Here is a 12922-nt window from a genome sequence, read left to right as displayed (position 1 = left end):
AGATGATTTTAATGATTTTGGAAATTTTCATATTATCATATCTGGAAATTGTGAGTTTGTATTTATTTAAAAAAAACAAGTATGAATCACATGGAAGAATCAAAGTCAAATTTACAGTTAGTCTGTGACAAACTGCTAAAGAGCAGAAGCATTAGATTTGCAGGCTTTCTGGATTACATGGGAAATCTTGTTGCAGGAGGATTCAGAAAAGATGTGGAACCACTAAAGGATGACGCTGAGCGCAAAAAGATGTTTATCGAAGCAGTACTAAGGGTCAGGACTAGACAAGACTTTGATGAGAACTTGGGCCCAGTATCATATGCTGCTGCAAGAAGAAAAAATGTTGTAACAATGACTCTTCCTTTTAAGAAACACGTATTGTTTCTATCACTTGAAGAAGACATCAATATTGATCAAATGGGTCAAAAGATAGTGCAGGCTTGTAATGAGAGTCAATCATGAGATGGCATTTTCAGGATTTTATTTATGGTTCAATTGATGGCGCAGTAACCACATTTGCAATTGTTGCAGGAGTAGTGGGAGCGTCATTATCGCCAAACATTATACTAATTCTAGGGTTTGCAAATTTGTTTGGGGATGGTTTTTCGATGGCAGTATCAAATTATCAAGCATCAAAGGCTCACAAAGAGTACATTGCAATGATGAGAAAAAAGGAAGAGTGGTCAATTGATAACTTGGAGGAACAAGAGAGACAGGAAATCAGGGATATTTACTCAAAAAAAGGATTCAAGGATGAGCTTTTAGAAGAAATTGTTAGAATGATCACATCAAGAAGAAAGGTTTGGGTGGATACTATGATGAGAGAAGAGCTGGGCCTTGTTGATGATGATAAAAAACCTCTTGATTCTGCTCTTAGTACATTCTTTGGCTTTAATGTAATAGGATTGATTCCGTTATTGCCATTTGTTTTCTTTTTAATTTTAGATTGGCAAGTTGACGGGTTGGCATTTTTGGCTTCAGTGATATCTACAGGAGTTGCTTTTTTTCTAGTAGGCATGATTAAAGGAAGAATAGTCAAAAAATCAATCTGGAGTTCAGGGTTGTTTACTTTGTTGATTGGTGGAAGTGCGGCATTTGTTGCATATATTGTAGGATATGGATTACATCTTATTGTAAAATAAAAAAATGATTATGGAATGGTTGCTCGAAGCATCCAAGCCATCTTTTCATGGTTTTCCATAAGACCCGTAAGAAAGTCACTTGTTCCCATGTCGTTGAATTCTTCGTCACATCTTGCAAGGTCTTTTCTTAAGGATTGAATGATTGACTCGTGATCAGTAATCAAATTCTTTACCATCTGAGTATCAGAAGGATAAACGCCTGGCTGTTCTTGCAATCTTGAATGAGACTTCATCTCTTCCAATGTTCCAATTGCTTTTCCGCCAAGTTGTCTGATTCGTTCTGCCACATCATCTATGAATACTGCAAGCTGATCATACTGACCCTCAAAGAATTTGTGATAGTCATTAAAGTGTGGACTAATTACATTCCAGTGATAGTTTCTAGTCTTTGTAACTAAAACGTATTCGTCAGCTAAAAGTTTTGTCAGCATTGATATCACTGCTTCACGGTCGTTTTCTTGCAGTCCGATGTTTACGTCATCTTCAATCATTTTGTCTATTTTTTGTGCCATAATGTACTAGCTGCAATTTTCATATTTATGCATTATATGAAAACAATCTAGTGCTAAAAAAATTAATAATAAATTCTGTCTTGTAACATTGCTTTACCGTATTTTGATTTTTTAATTATTTCAAAAAGAAAATCCATCTCGTTGGGCTTGAAGATTACAGCTACAGGTTCATAACGAAGAATTTTTTCTGCAAGTTGCATTTCATGATGGGCAGTAACTACAATTATTTTTGCATCAGGATCATAAGTTTTTATTTTTTCGATCCCGTATCCACCATCAAACTTAGGCATCATGATATCCATAATTACAAAATCAGGCATGGATTTTTTATAGAGACAAAAGGCTTCATCCCCATTTCGTGCATGGCCCAAAACATCAAAGCCTTTTGCATGAAATAGCTGTTCCCATGTTTCAGTTATGGCAGGTTCGTCATCAATTAGTATCACACTAGTCAATGAATCGAATTAAGATTTTAAAATAATATCTAGATGTTTGTAATTCGATTACATACATAAAATTGAAAAAATTAGGTATTAGATGGGTTTCCCACGATACTGATGTCGGATTACTTTATGGAATAGATTATGTGAGGCAACAACTGTCAGTGAAGCTATTGCGATTCCAATAAAGTTCCTAATTGTCATCATTTCATTTGGTTGTTGAGCTATTAACGACATTTGAAAGACGACATAATAGTTATCAAACAACCAAAATGCCAACGTAACCCAAGACAAGACACCTGCAATAAAATAGCCAAGCCTAGTTTTGTTTCTAACAAAAATTATTGCTGCAATAATTGTAACATACCAGATTGTAGAGCCAAGCAGCCACATTGGATTAAAGACATCTGCCCTGTCATCTAGCCAATAATAACTTGAGCCAACAATTGCAAGTGCAATTAGGGAAACCACAAGAATGTTTTGATTAATCTTAAAACTGGAACGCTCTTCAATTATTTCAGCAGTTGGAGGATTTTTTGCCATATCCTTTGTTGCAATATCTATAGATTCACGAACGGATTTTAGACGCAATGGGATAATTTTGGTAATAGAATCATCCTGAACGACAGTATCGTGAACAAGACTATCAATTAGGGGCCTTGCCAAAGAAGCCTTTACTGGAGTAATCAAATCCACCCAATAAGATGAAAGTCTTGTTGTTAAAAATGGAATTTGAATTACAAACAAGTTTTTGTTCAAATACGCAGAGTATGATCTCATTATTTCCTCGTATGTCATCAAGTCAGGTCCACCAATCTCGTAAATCTTTCCTGCAGTTTCAGGATGCTCCATACATCCAACTAAGTAGGATACCACATCATCTACTGCAATTGGCTGTGCAAGTGATTTTACCCATTTTGGGCAGACCATTATTCGAAGTCGTTCGACTAAATATCGCAGCATTGCATATGAGCCTCCACCGGCCCCAATAATCAAAGACGCCCTAAGCTCAGTTACAGGAATGCTTCCAGATGCTAAAATTTCCCCTACTTCTTTTCTACTTCGCATGTGAGGGGACAAATCAAGACTGTCATTTACAAGTCCACCAAGATAAATTATTCTTTTTACTCCTGCACGAGTTGCAGCTTTTAGAAAGTTTTGTGCTTGAGTTTTTTCACGTTTGATAAAATCCATCCAATCAGATTTGCTTCCCTCCATTGAATGAAGCAGATAAAATGCAACTTCAATTCCTTGCATAGCACTTGTTAGAGAATCAATATCAAAGACATCTGCCTGTACATACTTTACATTTTTTTCATCAGAAAGTTTTCTTCTAGACATTCCCTTGACGGTATAATTATTTTCAGAAAGAGATTTGATGAGTCGGGCACCAATAAATCCAGTTGCCCCAGTAACAAGAATGTTGTAAGGCTTTGTTTGCATGTGTTGCTGGGTAGACTGTAGCTCCATTTTTATCTCATCGCATCAAGTTTTGCAATCTTTGTTTTCCTAGCCTTTAGTCCTAGACCAGCAGTTATTCCACCGATTACTAACCAAAGTACTCCTCCGGTTTGGAATGCAGATATTAGATTGGGATCAAATGCTCCTGCAGCAAAAAAGCCTGCGCCAAGTCCCAAGAGTGCAGTTCCAGAGCCAATTAGCATCTTGTCCATCTAAATTTGCCCCCCATGTTTAGTCAGAGGATTTTTTTGGATGTGTTTTTGTTTCATGGATGAAATTTTGCGTTTATTTTATATAAACTAGTGCCAATAAATGTATCTAGTGCCTAACTAATTAGGAATAAAATCGGAGATATTTGTCTTTGAAACATTCAATCCAGGAATTGTTTTATCAATGAATGATGCAACAAGCCCCAATGAGGATTTTACTCCATCAGTCTTTTCAGGATCTGTCCTAGGGTACAAGCGTACAGTGGTCTTTTGCTCATTGGTTGAAATCTCAATTAGAAAATCCTGGTGCTTTTCATCAATAACAACAGTTGGAAGAAGCATCTTTCGCTTTTCATTATCAATATACATCTCTGTAATTTTTATCAAACATGGTTCTTTTTGCATTATGGGGTTAAATTTTTCAAATAGTTCTTCTAGGTTAATTTTTTTATCAAATACTACATGAGGCAATACTTTTCACAACCTTTCATAAAGAATCTGGGTACTTCATAGTTTTAAAATAATTTGTTAGGAATTCATGCTGCCAACAAAGTAATGAAACTAAAAAAATCAGGAAGAAAAAATCATCAAGAATTATTATTTTGGCACTAGTGAAAAAATTGATTCTGTTTTAAATAAATGAAAGAGCATTATGGAAGTATGAGCACGTCACATGTTTTCGCACAAAAATACGATGATGAGGATCATGTTGTTGTTAACAGATCTGTAAAAATCTGTATCAATTGTGGATATGACGAGGTGGACAAAACAGAATTTAGTTTGTCGTGTGAAAACTGTGGAACGACTATGTTTTTTGAGTGAGGCAAAAAAATGATTCACAAAGAAGACTGTGGCAGATTAGAATTAATTACAGATTACGGTACAGGCGAAGTCAACTGTAAAAACTGTGGCTCTGTCATTAATGAAAAGCCTATGGAAGTAATTTCTAGTTTTAAAACAAATGATGATGGAGTTGAAATAAATCAAACCGGTCCACCCACAAGTATTAAATTTGCAGATATGGGACTTTCTACATTAATTGGGAGTGTAAATAAAGACTCTACTGGAAAATTTCTTAATGGAGAGAATAAAAGAATATTTCACAGACTAAGAATTTGGGACAAACGCTCAGTCAGTAAATCACATAACGCATCATACTCTAAGGCATTTACTCTTTTAGATTCACTCAAGACAAAATTATCACTCCCAGAGTCTGTTGTCCAGAAATCTGCCCTCATGTATCGAAAGAGTGTTACAAAAAAGATACTTGTTGGAAGATCTACTGCAGAGATTCTTTGCTCGTTGGTATATTTGGCCTGCAGATTAAGCAATACTCCTCGCTCTATTCAGGATATTTCTGAAGCCGCAAATATCAAGAAGAAGTCATTGCAGAGAATATACAGAATGCTACTAAGGGAGCTTGACATCAAACCAGAGACTTTTAGTCCAACTGACTTTGTCAACAAAATATCCTATCAGGTAAACGCATCAGAGCAATCAAGAAGACTTGCAATAGACATCCTAGCAGAGTCAATGAAATTAGGAATGTGTGAAGGCAAAAACCCAGTTGGACTGGCCTCAGCTTCGGTGTACTTGGCTACTGCAAAATATGCAGAATCAGTATCCCAAACAGATATTTCAAATGCATCTGGAATAAGTGCAGTAACAATTAGAGAGAGAGCTAAATTACTAAAACAAGTCGCAGATAAAATGGAGGCAAGGAATTGACAGATATAATTTGGGGAAATGTTGTAAAAATTTTGTCAGACAATACTTTTGAGCTAAATGTGACCCATCAAAAAGACTCTAACAAAGAAGGTTACCCGGAAATTCAGATAGTAGAAATTGACAAGACAGATATTGTAAGTATTCCTGTTGAATCAGATCAGAGATCCGTTGCCACTTTAGAACAAAATCTGATGAACCAATTTGTAAAATGTGAAATAAAAGAAAAGAAAGACAATTTACTTGTTGCAGATGTGTCACATTCCGGACAAGGCGGATACTAGAATTGTGGAATCCCATAATTCAATCGATGGATGATGAAGACTCAGAAAGAGCATTATGCCTAGTGAAAGAAGGGAAAACTCCTGCATTGATTCTAAAAAATTTTTATTCAAAAGAATTGTGTGATATCGTTTCAACTAGAGTTTTAGATCATTTTTCAAAAAAGAAATTTTATAATAGTAAAATCGGGGTATCGTTGGTTTCTTTACGTAATGATAAAGAAGAATACTTTAGGAGAGCAGATTCTATTCGGAATTTAATTCAAAGTATTTTTGAAGGCATTGAAGATCCTAGAAAAAAAATCCATGAAGAAATAAAAAAAATTGGCAAAATCAACAGCATAGACATTGCAAAGGAAAATGATTCAAAATATGCATGTGGGATAATTAGGACTCATAACAATGAATCAAATTCATCCCTACATAGAGACAATGTAAGTTTTGAGGCACCGGGATTTGATGTATGCAGTCTTGAAAATCAAATATCATTTGTTTTACCGTTTCAGTCATCAGATAAAGGAGGAGAATTACAAGTATTTCATCAAAAGTGGGAAAAAACAGATGAAAGGTTCAGAAAAATAGATTTTGGATACTATGATAGAGTCATAAAACCAAATACGGGATCAGTCAAAATCAAACCAATCAAAGGAGATTTGATAATTATCAACCCAAATTTCTATCATAGAATACAGCCAGTATCAGGTAAAAAAACACGAATTACTTTGAACATGTTTGGTGGATTTTTACCGGGAAAAAATGAAATTTTAACTTGGTCATAAATTATTTTTAAAATGCTTTACCAAGTTCTTTGAGTTTTTTCAAATCTGTGATTTCAATGTCTTTGCTGAGTGTAACAATTCTTGCAAGCTTTGGATTTGCCTTTTCCCCTAATCTTAAGACCAAATCACCCTTGTATTTTATATCCAAAGTAACCTTTTCTTCACGTAGTTTTTTTGCAAGGCTTTTTGCTTCGCTTAATTGCTTTATTACACCGGGCTTTCCCGAGACCTTAATCGGGATATCAAGAATATCAATTGTTCTGATATTTTTTGAAGATGAAAAATTAATCGCAGGTTGATCATCACACTGAATTTTGAGATCACCCTTTGATAGAGATATCAAAAAATTGGCTTGGAGATTAGATTTTGTCATTTTCTCCTTCACCTACTTTGTTGTAATAGTTAGCTTCCCTTTGAGAGAAACTGTTCCTGTTGGGACATGTTTGCCTCCGCGCTCTACCTTACCTGACATCTCAAGATCATCAAATACGTAGGTGATAGCGGCATGTTTCTCAGTTAGTTTGTCAAAAACTTCTGCTAGCAAATTTGCCCACTCTTGTTCTTCTGCCATGGTTTCAAAAAGAATTTTTCAATATTTAAGAAAAGGAATGAACATAGACTAGTGCTAATTTGGCACTAGATGTAATATTGGTCACCAGTATATATGCAATGAAAAATGCACAGATGTATGCAAAAACAAAAAGAACCAATAAGTGGAAAGAAACTCTTTGGAGTAATTGCAGCAGTTATGATTGGAACTCTAATTGCTGGCCTAGTGTTATTTACAAATTTTTTGTAGGTACACGGTAATTTTTTTTATTTCAAAAACCCAGGAATATAAAATGAAAAATTTTAAAAAAACACTTTTTCTTTTTAGAAGGGATCTTAGACTGGATGATAATACAGCTCTTTTGGCAGCATGCAAAGAATCAGATTCCGTATTACCATGTTTTATCTTTGATACAAAAATTTTGAAGAACTTTAAAAAATCAAGGTTCAGATTAAGATTTTTGATAGAGTCGTTAATTGATTTAGATGCTCAGTTAAAGAAGAAAAGAACTCAACTGCATATTTTTGAGGGAACATATCCACAGATCATTCAAAAATTACTCAAAGAAAATGACATTGATGCAGTATTTGTGAATTCAGATTATACTAAATCAAGTAAAAAAAGAGACAGCATAGTCAATGGCATTTGCAAGAAAACAAATGTCAAGTTTAATTCCTTAGCTGATTTGACAATACAGAATTTTGAACATATTAGAACTGCACAAGGAACGCCCTACAAAGTTTTTACTCAGTTTTTTAGAAAAGCAAATTTACTCCAAGTAAGAAAGCCTCAAAAATTCACACATAAGAATTTCATTTCCAAAAAGTCAGAATTATCATTGGAAGAAATTTCACAAAAGCATCCTAAGACAGATTCTCCTATAAAGGGCGGAACATATGAAGGAAGAAAAATTCTAAAAAACATGTCAAAATTCAAAAATTATGGTAAAGATAGAAACTATCCGTATCTGGATGCCACAACACACCTATCTGCTCATAACAAATTTGGAACAATTTCCATAAGGGAGATTTATCATAAAATTGCAGATGAGTTAGGAAAGGATCATACATTAATCAGTGAGTTATTCTGGAGGGATTTTTTCATTAGTATAATGTATTATTATCCTTACACATTTGGCTCATCATTTAGGAAAAAGTATTCAAAAATTCCATGGAGTACCAATAAGAAGAGTTTTGAAAAATGGGCTAATGGTATGACTGGGTTTCCAATTGTTGATGCAGGAATGAGAGAGTTGAATGCAACTGGATACATGCACAATCGAGTTAGAATGATTGTTGCGTCATTTTTAACAAAGGATCTTCACATTAATTGGAAGTGGGGGGAAAGATACTTTGCAGAAAAGCTCATCGATTACGACCCATCAGTAAATGTTGGAAATTGGCAATGGGCAGCGTCAACCGGATGTGATTCCCAACCATGGTTTCGAATTTTCAATCCATGGATGCAACAAAAAAAATTCGATCCAGATTGCAAGTACATCAAAAAATGGATTCCAGAACTTGAGGATATTTCTGAAAAAGACATTCATAATTGGGACAAATCAGAGATAAAAAATTCATATCCATTACCGATGCTTGATCATAGAGAAGAATCAGAACATACAAAACAAGTATTCAAAAAACTTTCCAATTAATCAAAGTCTAAATTATAAAATTCTTTGAATTTAGCTAATTCTTTTTTTTACAAGATACAGTGCCGGAATAAACAAAATTATCGGAATAGGAATCAACAGGGACAGGTAATCTTCAAAGAAATATTTTGTCTCAAACCAACCCATTGGCAATACGGTAAAAAAATCAACGGCTGAAAAATCCTCTATAGTTCCAACAGCTAGTGCATATTTGCCCTTCATCCCCTGCGTATCATAGACTATTAGATAGTATTTTCCATCCTGTGGAATTGTAATGTTAATTTCTTGACGTTCCCAATATGTTGCTTGGCCAAATGGCTCATAGAATTCATTTGCAGGTATTGGTCCCTCGTACTTTGAAACCAATCCTGCATTTTGAATTATTTTAACAATGTCATCAGAGTCGGGAATTTCTGTGGCACTGATCAAAGCAAGATTTGGTTTGTAATTCTCATATTGTTTAAGATTTGGAATTACTATGCTTGAATAAAACGACTCGCCACTTTTTGCTTCAAACGTATAGAATTTTTTCTGATTAGCATTTAGAGTCTCAAAAATTACCCAGGATATCTTATGATCTGATATGAATAGTGCGTTTTCTAATGTAGTATTTTGATCAGTAGAAGGAATCGGTTTGTGAGAATATGCAGGTTGGAGGGCAAAACCAAACAAAACTATGAGTAAAACAAGAATCTTCATGTTCATACTGTAAAATTGTATTTTTAGTTAATATATGAAAAAGAAATGAATCAAAGTTGGCACTAGTTACTTGTTTTATCACTATTGATATACTAGAACGGAGTTGTTTATTCATGAGCCTGATAACAATTCAAAGATGCAAAGAATGTGGAAAAAGTTTTGAAGATTGGTCCTGTGATTACTGTTACTCTAGGAGAGTTTTGGAGGATTAGATTGCAAATTTTAGTTCAGAAAGATGTTGATTCTCTGATAAACAGTACAAAGATACCAGTACGACTATCCTGTATAATGCCAAATGGATTTCCTTGTGTACTTTCATTATGGTTTATTTGTGTAGACGGCAAGTTGTGTTGTGCTACACAAGAATCAGCAAAGATTGTCAAATATTTGAAAAATAATAGCTCATGTGCATTTGAGATTGCTGCTGATACTCCTCCATACAGAGGAATTAGAGGATACGGAGTAGCAAAAATTAGGAGTGATATTGGAGTCGAAATTTTGAATAAATTAATTGATAGATACTTGGAGAATAAAGAATCAAAGTTGGCAAAATTTTTGAGAAAAAACGCTGAGAATGAAGTAGCAATAGAGATTACCCCAAAGAGAATTTTCTCCTATGATTATTCAAAAAGAATGAGGGATTCTAAATGAGAGATGAGGGTTGTCCTACATGCGGATCAAGGGATTTTGGGATGCTAGATATGAAAAGACAGGATGATTCTAGCAAATGGAAGATGCAATGTTATAATTGTAAGAAATTTTGGTATGAAACAAAATCCATATCATAAAAAGTGAAAAGATGAGAGAGGTATCTCATACATTGATGACGTCTCTCATTTTCTGATATTGCTTGGTTGCCTCATACACTATTTTGTTGTATGTCTCTTTGGCAGTTTTGAGTGCTGATTCATATTCTAATTCAGCTTGTTTTTCAAGACCTTTGTCTCCCAATGCATCTCTAATTGCAGAATCATAAGCAGACTTGGCAGATTCTATTGCTTTTTGTAATTGCTCATGGGCAGTATCCACGGTTAATTTTAGTTGTTTTCGTGCATCTGCAAGGCTAATTTTAGGGACGGTAGAAATCTTTTCCAGAGTCAATTGAGCATTTTGAATTTTTTCGTCTCTAATCTGTTTTGCAATTGCTACGGATTTTTTGTATTCAATCATTGCTAGCTCTATGTCTTGCTCATTAGAGTTGGGATTGTTTTTAATTTCATTAAGGATTGATTTGGCTTTTTGTATTTCATTTGCAAATTCTGCTTCTGCTTCTAGTCGTATTTGGTCAATTGAACTTTGCTCTTCGGAGTAGGCATTCTCAGGCAGGATGGTCATGCCCCCTACCATCAGGGACATAATCATACCAAACAAAACAGGTATAGATTTTTTATGATTTGGTTTGGTAAGTTTTCTATATCCATCAAATTTTTTTAAAAAAGAATCTGATGAACCAGAGATGTTTTGATATACGGTCGTGTCGTACATTGTAATTCACCGATTGCGCATATGGATAAAAAATTATTAAAAAATTATTTTGATGTTGCGGTATGCTTAGATGTATTATGATTTCGTTATAATTAATTCATCGTGCCTGATTGAATTGTTATAAATCAATGTTGTGGAAATTTGTATGTCAGAAATAATTCTAGACTAGCACATGAATTGATTAGGTTACTAGTTCAGATGTTATTTTTGTTTAAAATATTTCAATTTCTATTTCAATTTCTATTTAAATCACGAATTATAAAATTTTCAACGTACTGAAGATGGTTTCTTGAAAAATCGAAACCAATTCTATTCAACACGTTTTGCTTTGTTTACACACAATTACTGTGGTTTTCTTCAGACCAAGATCCTTTACCACAACGTCCACATTGCAGTGTTATTGATTTGTTACATATACCACATGTCAACATGACATGTTTTAGGCCTGAACAAAGTACGCATTTATTGTAAAGTTTTTGCCCTTCTTTTACTGGTATGCTTTCAACCAGAGTTTCTTTATGCTGGGGTTGCCTTGATTTAAAGAGTAGTTGGCTCATGGTACTATTACGTGAAGAAAATATTAGTGCATACCGTGCAACTTGTGGTATGCCTTAATTGACTAAATGATGCCTAAAAAATACTAAAATTAGGCATGAAAAAAAGAAAATTCCAGAATTATACTAATTCTCTAACTAGTTCTATAATTTTTTGAGAATCTAATTCTGGCTCTACAGACAAAAGAATGAAGTTCTCATCATGAGGGATTGTTATAATGTTGACTCTGTCACGATATGATACTATAGCATGTATGCTGCCCAAGGTATTTGTGAATTCTTTTCGCATTGTTAGATCAAGTGCAATTTCCATAAACAAAACATTTCTCTTTTCTTCGTCTTTTTCGTATGGAATCACTTTCTCGCTTATCCCTCCACTGATTATTCTTCCTTTGTTGTTTATCAAGGCTGCAAAACGTACTCCAGGTATTTGTAGAATTTTTTCACAACCGTTTTGATATTTTGAGATTTGTTGTACCTTTATCAAATGTTATCAAGGTAACGTAATGAAAATATTATTTGATGATGTCGTAGTAAATGTGGCATGCCTTGAAAAAAAATAAAAATAAAAAAGAAAAGAACTAGTGTTTAATTGCTAGTGTCATTTGTTGAAGTTTTGTCTCACTAACTAGCTCATCAATTCCAGCTAATACTCCTCTGATGATATCATCATCAAAGTTAAAGATTGGGCTGCGCTTTTTGTCATGATCATCTCTAAAAGTGATCTGAATCATGCGATCATCAGTATTTTCTTTTGATCTTTTCATGATAATCTTTGCACTCTCAATTTTTGTTGCTGGAATTTTTAGTCCTTGTTCAATTGAAGTCTTGAGTATAATACAACTGTTACCAGAGTTATATTCAAGAAACAACTTGCAATCACGGATAGGAGACTTCCATTCAGAATATCCCTCTACATATTCACATGGGTATTCTTTAAGATTTGTTTGATCCTTTGTGTGAGTATTTTCTAGGTATTTTACTTGATCTTTTACAAAAGACCACAGATTGTCTTCAAACTTCTTTGCAGTGTATAGTTTTGTTACAGTAGTTGCAATCCCCACTAAAGGAATCACAAACAATGGTGCAGAAGTTACCAAGTTTTTACCCCACTCCCCTGTTCCAACTTTTATCTCAAAGTTATTTGGTTGGCCAGATATGGTGATATCTGTACTTCTTCTTGAACCTGAAACGGTTCGGATTAATCCAGATTTTCTGGCCTGGATGAGGTAGGTGTGGCTTTCGCCGGAGACATCACGGGAAAATGCCACTTCAAACTTGTTTTCTGTGAGGTAATTCTCTATTCGTGTTGCTATTCTTTCGATGTTTGCGTTTTTGCCGATGAATTTTTCTGTTTTAGGCATATTAGACAGTGTATAATCAGGAATTATTTGGAATTTGATAACAACTTGTGGCATGCCTTTAGGCACTCCA

Annotated in this window: 18 protein-coding genes; 7 read left to right on the top strand and 11 right to left on the bottom strand. The window is 34.4% G+C overall.

All coding sequences use genetic code 11. The features are described from left to right. Positions 1-90: 90 nt before the first annotated feature. Both DWQ18_03275 and DWQ18_03270 read left to right on the top strand, forming a co-directional pair. Positions 91-462, top strand: a complete 372-nt coding sequence (locus DWQ18_03275) for a hypothetical protein (protein RDJ34336.1) — start codon at positions 91-93, stop codon at positions 460-462. Then, positions 459-1142 carry a hypothetical protein gene (locus DWQ18_03270; protein RDJ33943.1) on the top strand — a complete coding sequence of 228 codons (684 nt, stop codon included), beginning with the start codon at positions 459-461 and terminating at the stop codon, positions 1140-1142. The genes DWQ18_03275 and DWQ18_03270 overlap by 4 nt, the downstream gene beginning before the upstream one ends. An 8-nt stretch (positions 1143-1150) precedes the next feature. On the opposite strand, the gene DWQ18_03265 is transcribed toward DWQ18_03270, so the two are convergent. The 5 genes from DWQ18_03265 to DWQ18_03245 all read right to left on the bottom strand — a co-directional run bounded on the left by DWQ18_03265 (position 1151) and on the right by DWQ18_03245 (position 4235). Continuing rightward, positions 1151-1654, bottom strand: coding sequence for a DNA starvation/stationary phase protection protein (locus DWQ18_03265; GenBank protein ID RDJ33942.1), 504 nt, complete (start codon positions 1652-1654; stop codon positions 1151-1153). A gap of 62 nt (positions 1655-1716) precedes the next feature. Next, positions 1717-2109, bottom strand: a complete 393-nt coding sequence (locus tag DWQ18_03260; GenBank protein ID RDJ33941.1) for a response regulator — start codon at positions 2107-2109, stop codon at positions 1717-1719. Positions 2110-2187: 78 nt separating this feature from the next. Then, complete coding sequence (locus tag DWQ18_03255) at positions 2188-3564, bottom strand: NAD-dependent epimerase/dehydratase family protein (protein RDJ33940.1); 1377 nt, start codon at positions 3562-3564, stop codon at positions 2188-2190. A 2-nt stretch (positions 3565-3566) separates the two neighbouring features. Next, entirely contained in the window at positions 3567-3767 is a 201-nt protein-coding gene (locus DWQ18_03250) for a hypothetical protein (GenBank protein RDJ33939.1), read from the bottom strand. 117 nt (positions 3768-3884) lie between these two features. Further along, entirely contained in the window at positions 3885-4235 is a 351-nt protein-coding gene (locus tag DWQ18_03245) for a hypothetical protein (protein RDJ33938.1), read from the bottom strand. A 360-nt stretch (positions 4236-4595) separates the two neighbouring features. On the opposite strand from DWQ18_03245, the gene DWQ18_03240 reads away from it, so the two are divergent. From DWQ18_03240 to DWQ18_03230, 3 genes are read left to right on the top strand one after another with little or no spacing between them, the layout of a single operon-like run. Continuing rightward, complete coding sequence (locus DWQ18_03240) at positions 4596-5492, top strand: transcription factor TFIIB (protein RDJ33937.1); 897 nt, start codon at positions 4596-4598, stop codon at positions 5490-5492. Next, a complete protein-coding gene (locus DWQ18_03235) occupies positions 5489-5773 on the top strand; it encodes a hypothetical protein (GenBank protein ID RDJ33936.1) in 285 nt (94 codons plus the stop codon). The genes DWQ18_03240 and DWQ18_03235 overlap by 4 nt, the downstream gene beginning before the upstream one ends. Before the next feature lie 26 nt (positions 5774-5799). Then, on the top strand, positions 5800-6549 hold the full coding sequence (locus tag DWQ18_03230; GenBank protein ID RDJ33935.1) for a 2OG-Fe(II) oxygenase: 750 nt from the start codon (positions 5800-5802) through the stop codon (positions 6547-6549). Positions 6550-6556: 7 nt separating this feature from the next. On the opposite strand, the gene DWQ18_03225 is transcribed toward DWQ18_03230, so the two are convergent. Both DWQ18_03225 and DWQ18_03220 read right to left on the bottom strand, forming a co-directional pair. Next, positions 6557-6934, bottom strand: a complete 378-nt coding sequence (locus DWQ18_03225) for a hypothetical protein (protein RDJ33934.1) — start codon at positions 6932-6934, stop codon at positions 6557-6559. Next, complete coding sequence (locus DWQ18_03220; protein ID RDJ33933.1) at positions 6935-7120, bottom strand: hypothetical protein; 186 nt, start codon at positions 7118-7120, stop codon at positions 6935-6937. A gap of 271 nt (positions 7121-7391) precedes the next feature. On the opposite strand from DWQ18_03220, the gene DWQ18_03215 reads away from it, so the two are divergent. After that, the gene (locus DWQ18_03215; protein RDJ33932.1) at positions 7392-8753 is read left to right on the top strand and encodes a deoxyribodipyrimidine photo-lyase; all 1362 of its coding nucleotides are present in this window, start codon (positions 7392-7394) and stop codon (positions 8751-8753) included. A 30-nt stretch (positions 8754-8783) separates the two neighbouring features. Here the strand turns inward: DWQ18_03215 and DWQ18_03210 are convergent, their stop codons facing one another. Continuing rightward, complete coding sequence (locus DWQ18_03210; protein RDJ34335.1) at positions 8784-9449, bottom strand: hypothetical protein; 666 nt, start codon at positions 9447-9449, stop codon at positions 8784-8786. 213 nt (positions 9450-9662) lie between these two features. Here DWQ18_03210 and DWQ18_03205 point away from each other — a divergent pair, with 213 nt between their 5' ends. Then, positions 9663-10100 carry a hypothetical protein gene (locus DWQ18_03205; GenBank protein RDJ34334.1) on the top strand — a complete coding sequence of 146 codons (438 nt, stop codon included), beginning with the start codon at positions 9663-9665 and terminating at the stop codon, positions 10098-10100. A gap of 162 nt (positions 10101-10262) precedes the next feature. On the opposite strand, the gene DWQ18_03200 is transcribed toward DWQ18_03205, so the two are convergent. The 3 genes from DWQ18_03200 to DWQ18_03190 all read right to left on the bottom strand — a co-directional run bounded on the left by DWQ18_03200 (position 10263) and on the right by DWQ18_03190 (position 12918). Then, positions 10263-10934: a hypothetical protein gene (locus DWQ18_03200; protein ID RDJ33931.1), complete on the bottom strand. Its 672-nt coding sequence runs from the start codon at positions 10932-10934 to the stop codon at positions 10263-10265. 675 nt (positions 10935-11609) lie between these two features. Beyond that, entirely contained in the window at positions 11610-11927 is a 318-nt protein-coding gene (locus DWQ18_03195; protein RDJ34333.1) for a hypothetical protein, read from the bottom strand. A gap of 142 nt (positions 11928-12069) precedes the next feature. Then, positions 12070-12918: a hypothetical protein gene (locus tag DWQ18_03190; protein RDJ33930.1), complete on the bottom strand. Its 849-nt coding sequence runs from the start codon at positions 12916-12918 to the stop codon at positions 12070-12072. Between the last annotated feature and the right edge of the window lie 4 nt (positions 12919-12922).

The organism is Thermoproteota archaeon (assembly GCA_003352285.1).
Taxonomy (GTDB): domain Archaea; phylum Thermoproteota; class Nitrososphaeria; order Nitrososphaerales; family Nitrosopumilaceae; genus PXYB01.
The sequence above is the reverse complement of the archived record's forward strand: the minus strand, read 5'-3'. Positions and strand labels throughout refer to the sequence as shown.